This window comes from Chromatiaceae bacterium (assembly GCA_024235395.1).
In the GTDB taxonomy this organism is placed as follows: Bacteria; Pseudomonadota; Gammaproteobacteria; order Chromatiales; family Chromatiaceae; genus Thiosocius.
In genome coordinates, this window is sequence record JACKMK010000001.1 from 114,243 (window position 1) to 132,585 (window position 18,343).

The following is an 18,343-nucleotide window of genomic DNA, read 5'->3' on the forward strand; positions in this document are numbered from 1 at the left end:
GCTCGAACCCCGTTCAGCGACCCGGCGCCCTGGGGAAGCGATTCAGTTGATATTGCTGCTGCAGACGAAAGTTGCGCTGCAGGCCGATCGCCTCCGGGCCCGACCGCCACCACGGCTGGTAGCGTGCACGTTCATGCTGCAACAGCAGTGCACGGCGCTGCTGTTCCTGGAGGCGGCGCTGCGCCGACAACTGGTCACGATCGGCCTGCCGCCGTGCGATCTCCTCCGTCAACGTCTCGGCGGCATCCGGGTCGCGCTGGATACGCTCCAGGACCTGCTCATTGGCACGATTGAGTTGCATGAGTTCGGCGGTGCCGCTCTGCTGGACCTCACCCCCGACTGCCGGCATGGCGCCGGCCAGGATGAGTGTCTTCAACAACGTGCGTAGAGTCATGGTCCCGCGATCCGAGCTGACTTGATCAACCTTTGAGACAACCCTCACCCGCAATGGTTGCAGCCGGGCCGCGCTCAGACGCCGGTCCGGGCGTCCTCGCGCAGCATCGCCGCCGCCTTCTCGGCGATCATGATGGTCGGCGCATTCGTGTTGCCGGAGGTCAGGGTCGGCATGATCGATGCGTCGATCACGCGCAGGCCATCCACCCCGTGCACCCGCAGGCGGTCGTCGACCACCGACATCGCATCCTGGCCCATCTTGCAGGTACCGACCGGATGGAAGATGGTGGTCCCGAGGTCACCGGCGGCATCGATGAGTGCACCATCGCTGTCCACCGCGGCACCCGGCTTCCATTCGATCGGCGAATACCGGCGAAGCGCCTCGGCGGCCATGATCCGGCGCGTGAAGCGCATCGCGTCGATCGCCACCCGACGGTCCTCGTCGGTGGACATGTAGTTCACGAAGATCTCCGGATGTATCCGCTGTTCAGGGGACGCGATGCGCACGTGTCCGCGGCTGCTGGGTCGCAGGTTGCACACCGACGGGGTGATGGCGGGAAACCGGTGCAGGGGCTCGCCGAAGCGGTCGAGGCTCAGCGGCTGTACGTGCCACTCGATGTTCGGTGTCGCATAGGCCCCGCTGCTGTAGGCGAAGGCACCGAGCTGGCTGGGAGCCATGGTCAGGGGACCACTGCGAAACAGCAGGTACTCAAGCCCCATCCGCGCCTTGCCCCACAGGCTGTTGGCGGCCTGGTTCAGGGTCTCGACCCCGTGGACCTTGAACACCATGCGGATCTGCAGATGATCCTGCAGGTTTTCGCCGACCCCCGGAAGCGCATGCCGCACGGCGATATCGTGCCGGCGCAACAGGTCCGCGGGACCAATTCCAGAGAGCTGCAAGAGCTGCGGAGAACCGATCGCGCCGGCAGACAGCACCACCGCGCGCCGCGCATCGACGCGCTGGACCTCGGAGCCGGCGATACGCAACTCGACGCCGCTCGCACGCAAACCACGCTCTGAATGTTCGAAGCGGACACGTTGCACCTCGGTATCGGTCCACACCTCGAGATTGTCACGGCCCCGTACCGGTTCGATGAACGCCTGATGGGTGTTCTGCCGCCGGCCACGATGCTGATTGACCTGGAAATAGGCACAGCCGAAGTTGTCGCCGCGGTTGAAATCACTGACCTTGGGAATGCCGCACTGTTCAGCCGCATCCCGCCAGGCGTCGAGGATCTCCCAGTCGACCCGACGCTCCTCGACACATACCTCGCCCTGGTCGCCGTGCAAGGCATCGGCGCCGTGTACATAGCGCTCGCTGGCCTTGAAGTACGGCAGGACGCTGTTCCAGTCCCAGCCCCGGTTGCCAAGGCCCGCCCATTCGTCGTAGTCGCGCGGCTGACCGCGCATGTAGATCATCGCATTGATCGACGAGCAGCCGCCGAGCACCCGACCACGCGCGTAGTGCAGCGAACGCCCGTTGAGTCCGGGGTCGGGACGCGTCTTGTAACACCAGTCGGTGCGCGGATTGTTGATCGTATACAGGTAGCCGACCGGGATATGGATCCAGAAGTAGTTGTCGGCGCCGCCCGCCTCGAGCAGCAACACGCGCAAGTTACGGTCCGCCGACAGCCGGTTGGCCAGCAGGCAGCCGGCCGAGCCGGCACCGACGATCACGTAGTCGAACACCTGTTGCATCAGACGAGTCCTGTCGGTGCGATATATCGGGCCGTACGACACGGCGCCGCCTGCACCAGAAGATAGCAAACCGCAGCCGGCGCAGTCGCTCGGCCGGACCCGCTGCGCCTAAACCGCCTCCCCGTCCGCCTGCGCGTACGCCGAGATCGCCTCCAGGAAGGCCTCACCGTACTTGCTGAGCTTGTGCTGTCCAACACCGTTGATCTCAAGCAGCGCGTCTTCGCTCATCGGCTTTTCGCGCGCCATCTGCATCAGTGTCGCGTCCCCGAAAACGATATACGGTGGCTTGCCTTCCACATCGGCGAGACGTTTGCGGACACGCCTCAACGCATCGAACAGCACCGTATCGTAGCTACCTTCGGCTCGCTCTTTGCGCCCAGCGCGGACGCGACCCTCGTCGCGAATCCGTGGTCGCGCCAATGCGAGACGAACCTCGCCCCGCAGCAGCGGCCGGGCCGCAGGCGTCAACCGCAGCACCGAATAGTTCGCGATGTCCTGCTCCAGGTAGCCGTGATGTATCAACTGACGCAGGATCGACGTCCATTCATGCACGCCCCTGTCGCTGCCAATGCCGAACGTCGAAAGCTCGGTGTGTCCCAAGGTACGCACCCGCTCCGTATCGGCGCCACGCAACACGTCGATGACGTGCCGAATGCCAAATCGCTGACCGACGCGATAGACGCAGGACAATGCCTTCTGCGCATCGGTCGTCGCGTCGAAACGCTCCGGCGGGTCGGTACAGACGTCGCAGTTGCCACAGTCCTCGGCCAGCTGTTCGCCGAAGTAGCCGAGCAGCACCCGGCGCCGGCAGGTCACCGACTCGGCCAGTGCGACCATGGCGTTCAGTTTGTGCAGTTCGACGCGCTGCTGCACCGCGCTTTCGTTGCCCTCGATCAGCCGTCGCGCGGTGACCACGTCCTGTGCTCCGTACAGCAGCAACGCCTCGGACGGCAGTCCGTCACGGCCCGCACGGCCGGTTTCCTGGTAATAGCCCTCGATATGCTTTGGCAGGTCGAAGTGCACGACGAACCGGACATTGGGCTTGTCGATGCCCATGCCGAATGCAACCGTGGCCACCACGACATCGACCTCATCCCGAAGGAACCGATCCTGAACCTGTTCCCGCGTACCACTGGGCATGCCGGCATGATAGGCCGCGGCGCGTACGCCCTCCGCGGCGAGCTTGTGAGCGACTTCCTCGACGCGTTTTCGCGACAATGCGTAGACGATGCCGGCCTGATCTTGATGCTCCGTCACAAAACGCAAAAGCTGCTCGAACGGCTTGTGCTTGTCGAGCACGCGATACCGGATGTTTGGGCGATCGAAACCACTTACGTAGTGCGCGGCCGTCTCGAGTCGCAGGACGCGCACGATGTCTTGCCGTGTCTGTGCATCGGCAGTTGCCGTGAGCGCAACCAGGGGAACCTCCGGGAACCGGTCGCGCACGCTGCCGAGCGCCGCATACTCCGGTCGGAAATCGTGTCCCCACTGGGAGACGCAATGCGCCTCGTCGATCGCGAACAACCCGATGTGGACTTCCTGGAGGCGCTCCAGGAATCCGTCGGACAAGAGCCGTTCCGGACTGACGTACAGCAGGTCGAGTTCACCGGCATGCAGGCGCGCCAACACCTCGCGTGCGCCACGCTCATCCTGGCTCGAGTTGTAGAACGCCGCGGCAACGCCGTTGGCGTTCAGTGCGTCGACCTGGTCCTTCATCAACGACAGCAGCGGCGAAACGACGATACCCACACCGGCCCGGTGCAATGCCGGGATCTGGTAGCACAGCGATTTTCCGCCGCCGGTCGGCATCAGTACGAAGGCGTCCCGGCCTGAGATCAGATCTTCGACAATCGATTGTTGATGCGGTCGGAACGCGGTGTAGCCGAACACGTCGCCGAGGGTTTGCTGGATCGTCGAGCGAGCTTTCGAACGGCTACCCGTCATCGGCCGTACCCTGACCGGCGAAGGTCGGATGGTCGGCGATGTCTGCAATGGTGGAAATCGATCGCTGCCGTCATCACAGGTAACGCAGGTAGATGTACAGGCTGCTGACCGCGATCCCGAGGATCATCAGCGGAAACGCCGCGAGGGTGAAGGCGAGAAATCCGATCGGCTGCTGCGATCGCTCGGCAAATCCGGCAACAATGAGATTGGCACTGGCGCCGACAAGGGAGCCGTTGCCGCCGAGGCAGGCTCCGAGCGCCAGCGACCACCACAACGGCATCAGGTTCTCGGCACCGCCGAATGTCGGTGCCATCGACTTGATCAGGGGAATCGTCGTCGCGACGAAAGGAATGTTGTCTACGACTGCCGAAGCGACTGCAGAGCCCCATAAGATTGCCATCGCCGTCACGGTGAGGTCACCACCCGTCAGGCGCAGAATGCCCTCGGCCAGCATCGTCAGCAGACCGGTTCTCTCGAGGGCATGCACCACCACGAACAGGCCGACGAAAAAGAAGATCGTCACCCATTCGACCTCGGCAAAGGTCGCGTGTACCGACTTGGTCTGTGCGGCGGCATGCCTGCCGAGGTTATCCAACAGCAGGAGCAGAGCTGCACCGGCGAGCGCTATCGTCGATGGCTGCTTGTCGATGAAATGCGACAGAGCAAAACCGAGAATGACCAGTGCCAGCACGGCCAACGACTTGATCAACAGCACCTTGTCGGTGATGGCCTCACGTTCTTTGTAGTTCATCACGCGTTGCCGGCTTTCGTCGCTCGCATGCAGATGGCGCCCCCAGATCCAGTACACCGGCACCATCGTGACCAGCATGACGATCACAGCCGCGGGTGCCGTGTGAACGATGAAATCGTTGAAGCTCAGTCCCACAGAAGACCCGATCATGATGTTGGGCGGATCACCGATCAGCGTTGCAGCCCCCCCGATGTTCGATGCAAATATCTCGACAAAAAGGTACGGATAGGCCTTGACACCGAGTGCCTCGGTGATGAGCAGCGTGACCGGAGCGATCAACAGTACCGTCGTGACATTGTCCAGCAAGGCCGACAGCACCGCGGTGACCAGCGACAGCATCAGCAGTATGCCCCAGGGTTGCGCCTTGACCTTTTTCGCCGACCATACCGCCAGGTACTGAAACACGCCGGAACGACGCGTGATCGCGACGATCACCATCATCCCGGTCAACAGGCCAATGGTGTTGAAATCGACCCCGTCGACCGCGTGCTGTTCGCTGATCACCCCGGCGAGCACCATGATTGCAGCCGCACTGGTCGCGACGATCGCGCGATTGATGCGTTCGCTCATGATCAACGCGTAGGTCACCACGAACAGGCTGCCCGCAAACCAAACGGGGTCCCAGCCGAAGATCAACTGAGGTGTATCGACTGCGTGCATGTCAGTCCTCCTGCTCGAGAATGCGCCTACCGACATCCCAGTAGGAGATCATCCCCACCAGGCGGCAGGTGCCCGGCTCGACGACCGGCACGCTGGCGCGAGTGCGATAGAGCGCAAGCAGGGTCTCCACCAGCGGCGTATCCGGATTTACGGCGACCGCCTCGTCGTTCATGAACGCGCGCACCGGCTGTTGCTCCACGCCAGCCAGCCGGCGTCGCAGGTCATGTAGGTCGTCGGATACGAAAGGCGCGGTGGTCAGTCCCTTCTCCAGGATGACCGCGGGCGGCAACACCATTTTCAGCAGCACGTTGACGCCGAAGACGCCCAGGTAGCAGCCGTCTTCGTCCACCACCGGCAGACTGCGGTAGCGGTGTTGCATAATGATTTCAATCGCTTTCGCCACCGTTTCGTCGGCGCGCATCACCGACGGATGGGGGTCCATGACCAGTCTGGCCGTCATCGTTGCTTCCCTCCGGCAACCGGTCACCCGGGGCACCCACTATGCCTCTTTACTTTGCCCGGTTTCCGCTACAATAGTAACGGACAAATACGGCGGCAGCGGTTGTTTGAACGGCCCGCCAGCCAGGGCACGCTTGGCCGGCCTCCTGGCAATTAACCTGAGTCAATGCGAACGGGACCCCAAGTATCCGGGGCGGACGTGTTGCGCCGATGTTGAGGAGCGGCTGCGTTGCATCGATCGGACCACGCACGGTATCGGCTTGAATTGAGGCAGGCTGGCACTGAGGGGACATCCCTGCGTTGAACAACCCAAAGGTCTTCGTCAATCTCTGGTTGACCCTGATGGCGATCTGGCTGATCGCCAACGCCTCGCTGCAGTTCCAGGTCGTCGCAAGCGGCGTGCTGCTCGCGACGTTGCTCAGTCTGGTGATGGTGCGATTCAGCGCCGCCTATGCAGAAGTGAATCTCACGCCGAGGGCGCTGCTGTATTATCTGCGCTACCTGGCCGTGTTCACCTGGGAGCTGATCCGCGCGAACCTGAATGTCGCGCGACTGGTGTTTTCGCCGCGCATCGACATCCACCCGGGCATCGTCGAGATCAAGACCAATCTGAAGACGCGCACCGGACGCCTGGTGCTCGCCAACTCGATCACGCTGACTCCCGGCACCCTGGTGGTCGATATCCGTGACGACACCCTGTTCGTGCACTGGATCGACGTGCAGAGCGTCGATCCGGAGGCCGCGACGCGGGCGATTGCGGCGCGCTTCGAACGTTACCTGAGCGTGATCTATGGCTGACCTGGTACTGAATCTCGCCTTCGTGCTGATTGGCTTCGCCATCCTGTTCGGCGTCATCCGACTGGTAAAAGGCGAAACCGAGACCGACCGGATCATTGCCGTCGATTTGATCACCATCGTCTGCATGTCGGTGATCGTGCTGCTCGCCCACCTGTCGGAACGGTTCATTTATGTCGATGTCGCGATCGTGTACGGTCTGTTGAGTTTTCTGGGGGTACTGGCGGTGGCGCGTTATCTCGAGCGAGGCATCTGATGGATCCGACGCTGTTGCTGACCCTGCTTCTTTGTGCCGGGATCCTGGTCGGGGGCATCGCGGCCGTCAGCCTCGGCAACGTGGTCAGCGCAGTGATTGCCGCGGGCCTGACCAGCCTGTTCGCCTCGGTGACCTACGTGATCCTGTCTGCGCCGGACGTCGCGATGACCGAGGCGTCGATCGGCAGCGGCCTGTCCACCGCGATCTTTCTGTACGCGATCAACCGCACGCGTCGCCGGGAGCGCGAAGACGATGATTGAGCTGCTCGGCAATCTGGTGATCCTCGGCGGCGCGGTCTTTCTGTTCGCAGCCGGACTCGGTGTGCTGCGCATGCCGGACAGCTACAACCGCATCCAGACCGGCACCAAGGCATCGACGCTGGGCACCATTTTGGTGCTCATCGGCCTGTGTTTCCACCATCCCGACTGGATCGGGAAGATGCTTCTGCTGGTGTTTTTCGTGCTGTTGACCAACCCGATCTCCTCGCACGCCCTGGCACGCGCTTCGCATAGTCGGCGAATACCACGCAGCGAGAAGACCGTCGTCGACCGGCTCGAAGAGTTGGAAAACCGCGTGGAAGAGGTATAGACACCCCGACATGGCAAAACGCCTGCTGATCGTTCTGACCCTGTTCCTGCTGGCCTCGATGTTCTGGCAGGCGATCTCCCACTATACCGAGAAGACGGCGCTTTCTCCGCTGGCGACGCGCTATGTCACCCAGGGGCCGGACGAACTGGGGGCGCAAAACCTGGTGACCGCGGTTGTCGTGACCTATCGCGGACTCGACACCCTGGGCGAGGTCACGGTGCTGTTCCTGTCGGCAGCGGCGGTCGGTCTGCTGCTGACGCTCGGTGGCCGGGAGGCGGCGGAACAACCGCCGACCCCTGCGAGCGAGCTGGTCCAGACGGCGGTGCAGTATCTGTTCCCGATCGTGCTGCTATTCGGGATATACATCTTCGCCAACGGTCACCTGACGCCCGGCGGTGGCTTCCAGGGCGGCGCAGTGATCGCTTCGGCGACCCTGCTGCTGTTCCTTGCACTGCCGCTTTCACGCCTGCGCCACATGCTGCTGTCACTGACCGAGTCGCTGTCGGGATTCGGATATGTCGTGATCGGCGTACTCGGACTGGTCCTGGCCGGTGGTTTCCTCGACAACCGGGCGCTGCCGCTCGGTGAGTACGGCCATCTGTTCAGTGCCGGTGCCATTCCGGTGATCTACGTATTCATCGGCCTCAAGGTCGGTACCGAACTGAGTGCCGTCCTCGAACACTTCAAGGGCGATTCGCAATGAGCGAACTGGCGCTGTCGACGGTCACCCTGGGCACCGGTTGCGGCCTGATGCTGATCGGCATGTGGGGCATGCTGATACGCAAGAACATCATCCGGATGATCGTCGGTTTCTCCCTGATCGATACCGGCATCCACATGATCATGGTGTCGCTCGGGTACGTGCGCGGTGGTACCGCACCGATCATCGATGCGTCGGTCGAACGCGCCACCGCGGTTCAGAATGTGGTCGATCCGGTGCCATCGGCGCTGGTGCTGACGGCGATCGTGATCGGACTGGGGATCACCGCGGTGATGTTGGCGTACGCGGTTCAGATCCATCACCACAAGAAGTCGCTGTCGATCGAAGACTGCACGGACACCAAATGGTAGACGTCCTGACCAATCCGCTGAACCTGATCATCGTCGCACTCGGCGTGGGTTTCCTGCTGCCGCTGGTCGACCGCTACAACCCCGTACTCTGTCGCAGCCTGTTCAATTTCGCGCTGCTCTACCAGGCGGCAGTACCGCTGCTGTGGCTGGTCTGGCTCGGTGACGGCGCACCGGTCAGGGAGATCGAGACAGCCGGCATCGCGCCGCCATTTGCGATCAACCTGCGGTTCGGTCTCGAGGAGGCATTCTTCGTCGCGGGAGTCAACCTCGCGTCGCTGCTCGGCGCCTGGTATCTCAAGGGGTTGTTGCGCGGGCGTGCCACGGCGATGTCGGTATTCGTTGTCCTGACGATGGGCATCGACGGGATGATCATGACCCGTGACCTGTTCAACCTGTTCATCTTCATCGAGATCACGGCGATCGCCACGTACGGGCTGCTCGCGCTGGAGCGGACCGCGACGGCCCTCGGCGCCGGTTTCAAGTACATCATCGCCACGTCGCTCGCGTCCTCGTTCTTCCTGCTTGGCACGATGTTCTTCTACTACCTGACCGGGACGCTGAACATCGACGACATGCACGCCCAGATCCATCTCGTACAGGGTCCACTGGGCATACTGGCGATGTCCCTGCTGGTCGCCGGCGTCGTAATCGAACTGAAGCCCTACCCGGCAAACGGTTGGGGGTTGGACGTCTACCAGAGCATGCCCAGCGGCGTCGCCGCCATGGTCTCGGTCGGCGTTTCGGCCGGCGCATGGTTCGCGCTCTACAAGGTCTTGCCACTGATCGATCCGTTCCTGCCCGCAGTGGCCGCAATTGCTGGCGCGACCTTCCTGGCCTCCAACGTGATTGGCCTGAAGCAGGACAAGGTACAACGCCTGCTCGGTTATTCGTCGATCGGGCAGATCGGCCTGCTGACCTTGGCCGTGGTACTGCTGTCACAACTCGGCCGCGTCGACGCGCTGCCGCTGGTGATCGGTGGTCTATTCGTGAACCACCTGCTTGCGAAGGCCGGCCTGTTCTGGCTGGCGGGTGCCCTGCACCGCGAACGCATCGACGACTGGTGCGGGTTGCGCAGCAACCGCCTGTTGCTGATGACGCTCGGTCTGTTGCTCGCGGCGCTCGCCGGGCTGCCGCCGTTTCCGGGCTTCTGGGCGAAGTGGGAACTGGTGATGCAGTTGTCGGCCGGCGGCATGCAGTTCTGGGTCGCAGTGATACTGATCGGTTCGCTGTTCGAGGCCGTCTATCTGTTCCGCTGGTTCGGGCGCGCCATGCAGGCGCATTCGGTGGGCGCCGGCGAACCCGCGTCATCGCTGCTGATGCCGGTGCTGGTCGCGATCCTCGGGCTGTTCGGCACCGGGCATCTGATCGCCCAGACGATGGGAGTGCATACCGTGCCGGCCCTGCTGCCCGTTTACGCAGCGCTGGCGTTGAGCCTGCTCGACGGTCTACCCGGGCGCATCAAGGCCGTGCTCACCCTGTTGGTCGTCGCGCTCTACAGCTACCTGGTCATCCCGACGCTGGTCGGATTGCAGGGGCTGTTCGGGCTGATGCTGCTCGGGGGCGGCCTGGTGATCACGGTCGCCAGCCTGTACCGAAGCGACGCCCGTCCCGCGTACTTCCCGCTGCTGACCATGCTGTTGCTGGCGTTCGGCAACCTGGTCGGCGCGGAGACCAGCCTGGCATTCTTCCTTGCCTGGGAATTCATCACGATCAGTTCATACCTGTTGCTGTGCCTGGGCCGTGACGCCGGTCCGGTCACCCTGCCGTACCTCGTGTTCTCGCTGGCTTCGGCATTCCTGCTGCTGGCCGGTTTTGGCATCGCGTACGCGGAAACCGGGTCGCTGGCACTGGCCGATCTCGATCAGGTCGGGGAACTGGGAGGCGTGGTGCTCGCCTTGCTGTTGGCCGGTTTCCTCACCAAGGCGGGGGCGCTCGGTGTGCATGTCTGGCTGCCCGGCGCCTACGCCGAGGCCGACGACGACGTCTCGGCGATGCTGTCCGCCGTGCTCGGCAAGGCCGCGATCTTCGGCCTCTTCCTGGCCGTGGTTCACCTCGGCTTTGCCAGCGGCAGCGACACGGTGCTGTACCTGCTTGGATGGATCGGCCTGCTGACCGCATTCTTCGGCGCCTTGATGGCCGTGTTCCAGGAGGACATCAAGCGCCTGCTGGCGTATTCCAGCATGGGCCAGGTCGGCTACATGATCGCCGCGCTGGCGACCGGCACCCATCTCGGCTGGCTCGCGGGCGGCTATCTGGCGGTCAACCACCTGCTGTTCAAGGGGCTGCTGTTCCTGGTGGCCGCAGGCGTCATCCTGCGTACCGGCCAGCGCGAGATGTACCGCATGGGCGGGTTGATCCAGAACATGCCGTGGAGCTTCACCGCAATGCTGATCGGTATCATCGCGTTGTCCGGCGTGCCACCGCTGACGGGCTTCGGTGGCAAATGGCTGATATTCAATGCATTACTGGAGAGGGGCTGGCACTGGCAGGCCGGCCTGGCGTTCTTTGCCAGCGCGGTCGCCTTCCTGTACCTGTTCCGCATGATCCACACCGTATTCCTCGGCCAGCGCAAACATGTCCACAGGGACCTGGGCGAGGCGCCGCTGGCGTTGATCGTGCCGCAGATGGCTCTGGTACTTGTGATCGTGGCGCTTTCGGTGCAGCCGAACTGGCTGGTCGGCCCGGTCGCAGGGATCCTGGCGGACTATCTGCCGCAGACCCTGGTGGTCGACGGCACCCTGGTGCAGAGTGGGTTGGGATATTGGGACGGTTTCATGATCATCAACGTGGTCGGTGCCGTGTTCATGGTTCCACTGCTCATGCTGTTGGTTTTTTCGACGTTCATGCGTGTTCAACGTGTCAAACAGTTCAACATCGTGTTTGCCGCCGAACGCCCGGAGTCACCCGAAACCACGCATTACGCCTACGATTTCTACCGTTTTTACGACCGTGCCCTGGGTTTTCTGGTGGTACCCAGGGCAACGGCGTTCTGGAACGGGGTCGCGGAATGGAGTCACTCGCTCGGTAGCGGGCTGCGGGTGTTCTACACCGGCAACGGCCAGACCTATGCCCTGTATGTTCTTTTGTATGTCGCCCTGCTGCACTTCGCCGTCGGAGGTTAGGCCCGATGTATGACTGGCCGCTGCAGATCAGTTATTTCGTACTGAACCTGACGATCATCGGGCTCTACGGCATGCTCTTGTCCGGTATCGTTGCGCGCACGCTCGCCAAGGTACAGGGACGCATCGGCATCCCCGTGTATCAGCCGTTCCTCGATCTCTTCAAGAACCTGGGTAAACGCACCGCCGTCAGCCACGGCTCGATGTTCTACCTCGGCCCCGTGTTCCGCTTGGCCGGCGGGATCGGCACCCTGGCGTTTGTCCCCGTGCTGTACGGCAGCGACATGTTCAGCAACTTCAATTTCGCCGGCGATCTCCTGCTGGCGATGTACTTCATGTTCTTCGGCCAGCTGGGCATGGCGATGGGGGCCGGCGAGAGCGGGCATCCGTTCAGCGCGATCGGTGTCGCCCGCGGTCTCGGCCAGATGACCGCTTACGAGGTGCCATTCGCGTTGGCGATCATCGCGGTCGTCGTGCAATACGACACCCTGTCGATCAGCGAGATCGTCGCGGCCCAGCAAGGCGGCGTCCTCGACTGGACCCTGTTCACGAACCCGCTGGCGGTTGTCGCAGCGATGATCGCGTTTCTGGGCATGACCGGTTATTCGCCGTTCGACGTCACCATGGCGCCCAACGAGATCCCGATCGGTCCACCGACCGAGTATCACAGCTCGTATCTGGCGATGATGACGATGAACCGCGCGGTATTCACCGGTGCCAAACTCGTGCTGTTCATGGATCTTTTTTTTGGTGGTGCCACCAACCTGGTCGAACTCGTCATAAAGACGTGGGCGATCTACATGGTGGCGGTTATCGTCGGCGCGGCCTTCCCGCGGTTCCGTGTCGATCAGTCGATCCGTTTCTTCCTGCGTTATCCGACACTGATCGGTATCGTTGCCATCGCCTATACCCAGGCCTTTCTGTTGGCCTGAGCACGGTAAGGAGGAATTGCCATGGACAAACTTCCGCAGACCCTCGGACCCTTGCCAAACCTTGGATTGAGCCCGGAGGACCGCGATCTTTTCTCTGACGCCCGGCCTGTGCCCTACGAGCCGTACCCGGTCGCGGTGGTCGAGAAGTTCGTCAACTGGGTGCGCGCCAACTCCCTGTGGATACTCGCGTTCGGCACCGGTTGCGGCGCGGTCGAGCTGAATCCATTGATGACCGCCCGCTTCGATGCCTACCGCATGGGCGTACAGATGCGCCCTACCCCGCGCCAGGCCTCGGTATTCATTATCGGCGGCTACGCCTCGGTGAAGACGTTGAAACGGATCATCCGCTCTTACGAGCAGATGCAGGGGCCGAAGTTCGTCGTGTGTCTCGGTATCTGTCCGATCAACGGCGGCATGTACTGGGACAGCTACAACACGGTCAACAAATTTGATGAGTACCTGCCGGTCGATCTGTACATAACGGGATGCATGCCGAGGCCCGAGGTGCTGATGGCCGGCGTTCTCGAGTTGAAGAAGAAGATCAAGGAAGGGCGCGCAGACGGCGCGAACCGCTACATCGAGAATTTCGAGTGGTACAAAGCCAATCAGCGACGCGTGATCAAGGATTGGAACATGCCCGATTACAACTGGTGACGACGATGACGACCGCGACCGAGCTGCTGGCGGCATTCGCCAGAAACTTTTCGATCAGCGAGATTCACGAGCAGAAGCCCGAGCTGACCCTGTTCAAGGTGCCCAAGGAGCAGGCGGTCCGGTTGTTGCGCGAACTGCGCGACGACGCCGGCTACACGCACCTGGCATTCCTCACCAATATCGACTACATCGAGCGCGGGGTCTTCACCCTGACCTACATGCTGCACAATTACGCTGCACGGCATTCTATCGGTATGCATGTGGATCTCGACCGCAACCATGCCGAGATGGAATCGATCCACAACCTCTGGGCCCAAGCGGCCACCTACCAACGTGAGCTGCGCGAGATGTACGGCATCCGTTTTCCCGGAAGCCCGCGACTCGACGACGACTTTTGCCTGGAGGGCTGGGATCAGATCCCGCCGATGCGCAAGGAATTCGATACCGCTGCGTTCAGCCTCGAACGTTTCTACAGCCGCGAAGGACGCGGAACCGAGGATCCACGCGAGCATATGAAGCAGCAGATGTATCCCACGCATACCGACAAACCATCGTCGGGGAGCCATTGACCGTGTTCGAGCCGAATCCGCCCGTCGATCTGAGTTCCGGCAAGTACCTGAAGCTCTGGCAGGGACCGCAGCACCCGGGCATCACCGGCAACATGGCACTTGAACTCACGACGCTCGGGGACGAGGTCGTCGAATGCACGACGCACGTCGGTTACCTGCACCGCGGCTTCGAAAAGCTGATGGAGCGGCGCACCTTTATCCAGAACTTTCCCATCGTCTGCCGCATCGCGGTGCCCGAACCGACTTTCAACGAATACCTGTATGCCGCTGTCGTCGAGGAACTGGCCGGCATCGAGTCACCCGAGCGTGCCGAGTGGATCCGCACACTGAACCTGGAGCTGATGCGACTGGCCAGCTACCTGATGTGGCTGGGCGGAATCGGCGCGGCGTTCGGCCAGGGAACCGTGTACCAGTGGACGGTCACCCACCGCGACTACATCCTCGACCTGTTCGAAGAGATGACCGGCGCGCGGGTGTATCACATGTACATCGTGCCGGGCGGCGTGCGCGGTCGCCTGCCCGACGGTTTCGAGGATCGATGCCGTGACGTGCTCAACCGGGTCGAGAAACTGTTGTTCGACGTGGAGAAGGTGTTGTTCAACAACGTCGTCTTCAAGGCCCGCACCAAGGGGCTGGGCCATATTCCGAAGGAAATGGTCGACCCGTACGGCATCACCGGACCGAATCAGCGCGCCGCGGGTTTTGCGCGTGACCTGCGCAAAGATGAGCCCTACCTGGTCTACGACCAGCTCGAATTCGATTTGATCACGGCGACCGAATCGGATACCTACGCCCGTTCCTGGGTCCGTTATCAGGAAATGCACCAGGGTATCCGGATATTGCGCCAATGCCTCGACCGCATGCCGAAGGACGGCCCGTTCCAGGCCCGGATGCCCAATGTACTGCATTGGCAGGTGCCGGCCGGCGAGACCTATGTGAAAGCGGAGTGCACACGCGGCGAGTACGGCTATTACATGGTGACCGACGGCAGCGAATACGTACGCCGGGTGCATGTACGTGGCCCGAGCTACACACACGCGATCGCCCTGATGGAAAAGCTCGCCGTGGGTACCAACATCGCCGACATCGCCGGGCTGATGGTGTCGCTGCACACCTATCCGCCTGAGATCGAGAGGTAGCGTCGATGAGCCTTAAAGACCTGATCTCGCCGTTCTACGTCTGGCAGCGTGCGTTCGAAAAACCATACACGCAGAAGCGCCCGATCGAGGAGCGACCCGGCGCACCGCGTTACCGCGGGTTTCACATGAACAGCGAGGACTGCATCGGCTGCGGTACCTGCGAGTCGATCTGCCAGAACCGTGCGATTGACATGGTCGCGGTCGAGGGGCTGGAACCGCGGCCCGGTGACAGCGGCCTGCGGCCACGTTTCGACTATGGACGCTGTTGCTGGTGCGCGCTGTGCGTCGACATCTGCACCACCCGTTCGCTGCGTCTGAGCAATCACTACGCCTGGGTGACCGAGGACCCCGACGCCTTCCATTTCACCGCGGGCACCGACCCGATGCCGTGGAACGAGAACCAGTACGGCTATCGGCGCGATGACGATTACCATCTGCTGGTGCACGACCGCGTCGAGATGGACGCGCTGACCGCCGAGCAGAGCGTGCAGGGCTTCGACGAGGTGATGAAGGGCTATACCGAAGAGCAGGCGGTCCTCGAAGCCGACCGTTGCGTCGAATGCGGCATCTGCGTCGCGACCTGTCCGGCGCACATGGCGATCCCCGACTATATCCGCACGGTGCGCCAGCGCGACTACGAGGCCGGGCTGCGTCTGCTCTACGAGACCAATCCCTTCTCGTCCACCTGCGGACGCATCTGCACCCATCGCTGCGAGACGGTCTGTGTCATGGGATACCAGGGCGACCCAATTGCAATCCGCTGGCTGAAGCGCGCGATCGTCGACCGGGTGCCACGCGAGCGCTATCGGGAGATTCTCGACGACAAGATCGTCGACAACGATCACCGGGTCGCCGTGATTGGGGCAGGACCGGGCGGCATGAGCGCGGCCTACTACCTGCGTCGCCTGGGCTACGCGGTGACCGTGTATGAAGCCCAGAGCCGCGCCGGAGGCATGCTGCGGTATGGTGTGCCCTCGTACCGCCTGCCGGACGATCAGCTCGACAAGGATATCGAATACATCCGTTCCCTGGGCGTCGACGTCAAATTCAACACGCACATTGGACGCGACGTGGCTTTCGGCCAACTGATGGACGACTACGATGCCGTGTTTCTCGCGGTCGGACTGAACCAGCCCTCGGCGCTGCGCATCCAGGGGGAAGAACATCCACGGGTGCTGTCCGGGCTGAAAGTGCTCGACGACGTGGCCAACGGGCTCGATCCGGGTATCGGCAAACGTGTGGCGGTAATCGGTGGCGGTAACGTGGCGATGGATGCCGCGCGGGTCTCGCGCCGGCTGGGCGCCGAGGTCACGGTGCTGTACCGTCGGCGCATCGAAGACATGCCGGCCGATCCGGAGGAGATCCACGAATCGCAGGCCGAGGGCTGCACGCTGGTACAGCAGGCCATTCCGGTCGAGATCAGGGATGCGGACTCGAAGGACCAGGTGGTGATCGTCTGGGGCGAAGCCGAGATGGTCGCCGACGACAAGGGTGGCCGCCCGCGACCGGTACTGCAGGAAGACCGGATGCACGAAGAAACCTACGACTGCATCATCGCGGCGATCGGCCAGGGAGGACAGCTGGATTTCATTCCTGCCGAGTACCGCGATCAAATCGAATTCAAGTGGAACAAGTTCGTTCCCGGTGAGTATCAGCAGACCGGGTTGCGTAAGCTCTTCGTCGGTGGCGATATTGCGAACAGCACGGCAGATGCGATCAGCGCCATCGAAGACGGCCACCACGCAGCGCGTGGTATCCACCGTCTACTGAGCGGGACGAACGATGCCTGAGCCCAGATGCGACACTGTTTTGCTGGCACTGCCGGCAGGATCGACCCAGCGACACAGTGGCGATTGCCGCAAAGGAGGTGACGCATGAACACCGTGGACGAGATACTCGACTTCGCGATCGAACGTGAGCAACAGGCTGCGGACTTCTATAGCAATCTGGCCGAGCGCGCGAACAGTGCCTGGATGAAAGAAATGCTGTTGGGCTTCAGCCGCGAGGAGATGCGTCACAAAGGCAAACTGAAGTCGGTGAAACTCGGCGATCGCCTGCTCAATGCCGACCAGCACGTCCAGGACCTGAAGATCTCCGATTACCTGGTCGATGTGGAGGCGGCCGCCGACATCAACCTGCAGGACGCGTTGATCGTCGCGATGAAACGCGAGAAGGCGGCCTACCGTCTGTACAGCGACATGGCGCACAAGATCGACGATCCCGAATTGAAGATGATGTTTCTCGGTCTGGCTCAGGAAGAAGCCAAGCACAAGCTGTATTTCGAGGTGCAATACGACGAACAGATCATGCGAGACAACTGATTAGTCTTCGCTTCATCTACCGCACGGAGTCTCGATGAACAAGCTGGAACAACTCAAGGCAATGACCACGGTTGTTGCAGACACCGGCGATATCGATGCGATCGCCCAATACACACCTACCGACGCCACGACCAATCCGTCGCTCCTGCTGAAAGCGGCCCAGCAAGCTCAATACGCCCATCTGCTCGATGACGCCATCGACCACGCCCGTTCGCGCAGCAACGCTATCGAGCAGATGTCGCGCGACATGATGGACAAACTGGCGGTCAACTTCGGTGCAGAGATTCTGAAGATTGTGCCCGGCCGCGTATCCTCGGAGGTCGACGCGCGGTATTCGTTCGATACCGCAGCAACCATGGCGCACGCCGATCGCCTGATAGCGCTGTACCAACAAGCAGGCGTCGATGCGGACCGGATCTTGATCAAGATCGCGTCGACCTGGGAGGGAATCGCCGCCGCCGAGCAGCTGGAGCGCCGTGGCATCCATTGCAACCTGACGCTGATGTTCAGCATCGCTCAGGCGGTAGCCAGCGCGGAGGCAGGCGTGACGCTGATCTCGCCGTTCGTGGGACGGATAATGGATTGGTATAAAAAGGCCGAAGGTGTCGCGAGCTATGCGCCGGCCGACGATCCCGGCGTGAAGTCAGTCACCCGTATATACAACTACTACAAGTGCCACGGTTATCCGACCGTCGTGATGGGCGCCAGTTTTCGCAACAGCGACGAGATACTCCAGCTGGCCGGTTGCGACTACCTCACGATAGCGCCTTCATTGATGCAGGAGCTGCGCGACACCGAGGGCGAGGTGGCGCGCCACCTGGATCCCGAGCGGGCCCGCACCATGAAGGTCCCCACTGTGGCGGTCGACGAGGCGAATTTCCGCTGGCATATGAACGAAGACGCCATGGCGACGGAGAAACTGGCCGAAGGTATCCGCAACTTCACCAAGGACACCTTGAAGCTCGAGCAGTACGCCTGCCAGCAGTGTGCGTGA

The 18,343-nt window shown here is 62.2% G+C and carries 19 protein-coding genes; 14 read left to right on the top strand and 5 right to left on the bottom strand.

What is annotated here, in order from left to right:
• Positions 1-13: 13 nt before the first annotated feature.
• From H6955_00505 to H6955_00525, 5 genes are all read right to left on the bottom strand, one after another.
• A complete protein-coding gene (locus H6955_00505) occupies positions 14-394 on the bottom strand; it encodes a hypothetical protein (protein ID MCP5312001.1) in 381 nt (126 codons plus the stop codon).
• 74 nt (positions 395-468) lie between these two features.
• Positions 469-2,091, bottom strand: coding sequence for a GMC family oxidoreductase N-terminal domain-containing protein (locus H6955_00510; GenBank protein MCP5312002.1), 1,623 nt, complete (start codon positions 2,089-2,091; stop codon positions 469-471).
• A gap of 108 nt (positions 2,092-2,199) precedes the next feature.
• A complete protein-coding gene (gene recQ / locus H6955_00515; protein ID MCP5312003.1) occupies positions 2,200-4,035 on the bottom strand; it encodes a DNA helicase RecQ in 1,836 nt (611 codons plus the stop codon).
• Between the two features lie 73 nt (positions 4,036-4,108).
• Positions 4,109-5,446 (bottom strand): ArsB/NhaD family transporter, encoded by a 1,338-nt coding sequence (locus H6955_00520; protein ID MCP5312004.1) that lies wholly within the window; start codon positions 5,444-5,446, stop codon positions 4,109-4,111.
• 1 nt (position 5,447) lies between these two features.
• A complete protein-coding gene (locus H6955_00525) occupies positions 5,448-5,906 on the bottom strand; it encodes a CBS domain-containing protein (protein MCP5312005.1) in 459 nt (152 codons plus the stop codon).
• 341 nt (positions 5,907-6,247) lie between these two features.
• Here H6955_00525 and H6955_00530 point away from each other — a divergent pair, with 341 nt between their 5' ends.
• The 14 genes from H6955_00530 to tal all read left to right on the top strand — a co-directional run bounded on the left by H6955_00530 (position 6,248) and on the right by tal (position 18,343).
• The gene (locus H6955_00530) at positions 6,248-6,703 is read left to right on the top strand and encodes a Na+/H+ antiporter subunit E (GenBank protein ID MCP5312006.1); all 456 of its coding nucleotides are present in this window, start codon (positions 6,248-6,250) and stop codon (positions 6,701-6,703) included.
• On the top strand, positions 6,696-6,956 hold the full coding sequence (locus H6955_00535; GenBank protein MCP5312007.1) for a cation:proton antiporter: 261 nt from the start codon (positions 6,696-6,698) through the stop codon (positions 6,954-6,956). The genes H6955_00530 and H6955_00535 overlap by 8 nt, the downstream gene beginning before the upstream one ends.
• On the top strand, positions 6,956-7,216 hold the full coding sequence (locus H6955_00540) for a DUF4040 domain-containing protein (protein MCP5312008.1): 261 nt from the start codon (positions 6,956-6,958) through the stop codon (positions 7,214-7,216). The genes H6955_00535 and H6955_00540 overlap by 1 nt, the downstream gene beginning before the upstream one ends.
• Positions 7,209-7,544, top strand: coding sequence for a monovalent cation/H(+) antiporter subunit G (locus tag H6955_00545; protein ID MCP5312009.1), 336 nt, complete (start codon positions 7,209-7,211; stop codon positions 7,542-7,544). Before H6955_00540 ends, H6955_00545 begins: the two co-directional genes overlap by 8 nt.
• A 10-nt stretch (positions 7,545-7,554) precedes the next feature.
• Positions 7,555-8,247, top strand: coding sequence for a sodium:proton antiporter (locus H6955_00550; protein MCP5312010.1), 693 nt, complete (start codon positions 7,555-7,557; stop codon positions 8,245-8,247).
• The gene (locus H6955_00555) at positions 8,244-8,615 is read left to right on the top strand and encodes a cation:proton antiporter subunit C (protein MCP5312011.1); all 372 of its coding nucleotides are present in this window, start codon (positions 8,244-8,246) and stop codon (positions 8,613-8,615) included. The genes H6955_00550 and H6955_00555 overlap by 4 nt, the downstream gene beginning before the upstream one ends.
• Positions 8,609-11,737 (top strand): proton-conducting membrane transporter, encoded by a 3,129-nt coding sequence (locus tag H6955_00560; GenBank protein MCP5312012.1) that lies wholly within the window; start codon positions 8,609-8,611, stop codon positions 11,735-11,737. The genes H6955_00555 and H6955_00560 overlap by 7 nt, the downstream gene beginning before the upstream one ends.
• Before the next feature lie 5 nt (positions 11,738-11,742).
• On the top strand, positions 11,743-12,666 hold the full coding sequence (locus H6955_00565) for an NADH-quinone oxidoreductase subunit H (protein MCP5312013.1): 924 nt from the start codon (positions 11,743-11,745) through the stop codon (positions 12,664-12,666).
• Between the two features lie 21 nt (positions 12,667-12,687).
• The gene (gene nuoB / locus H6955_00570; protein MCP5312014.1) at positions 12,688-13,320 is read left to right on the top strand and encodes an NADH-quinone oxidoreductase subunit NuoB; all 633 of its coding nucleotides are present in this window, start codon (positions 12,688-12,690) and stop codon (positions 13,318-13,320) included.
• A gap of 5 nt (positions 13,321-13,325) precedes the next feature.
• Positions 13,326-13,889, top strand: coding sequence for an NADH-quinone oxidoreductase subunit C (locus H6955_00575; protein ID MCP5312015.1), 564 nt, complete (start codon positions 13,326-13,328; stop codon positions 13,887-13,889).
• Positions 13,890-13,891: 2 nt separating this feature from the next.
• Positions 13,892-15,028 carry an NADH-quinone oxidoreductase subunit D gene (locus tag H6955_00580; GenBank protein ID MCP5312016.1) on the top strand — a complete coding sequence of 379 codons (1,137 nt, stop codon included), beginning with the start codon at positions 13,892-13,894 and terminating at the stop codon, positions 15,026-15,028.
• Between the two features lie 5 nt (positions 15,029-15,033).
• Complete coding sequence (locus H6955_00585) at positions 15,034-16,818, top strand: FAD-dependent oxidoreductase (GenBank protein MCP5312017.1); 1,785 nt, start codon at positions 15,034-15,036, stop codon at positions 16,816-16,818.
• An 84-nt stretch (positions 16,819-16,902) separates the two neighbouring features.
• Complete coding sequence (locus tag H6955_00590) at positions 16,903-17,349, top strand: ferritin family protein (protein MCP5312018.1); 447 nt, start codon at positions 16,903-16,905, stop codon at positions 17,347-17,349.
• Between the two features lie 34 nt (positions 17,350-17,383).
• Positions 17,384-18,343 carry a transaldolase gene (tal, locus tag H6955_00595; GenBank protein MCP5312019.1) on the top strand — a complete coding sequence of 320 codons (960 nt, stop codon included), beginning with the start codon at positions 17,384-17,386 and terminating at the stop codon, positions 18,341-18,343.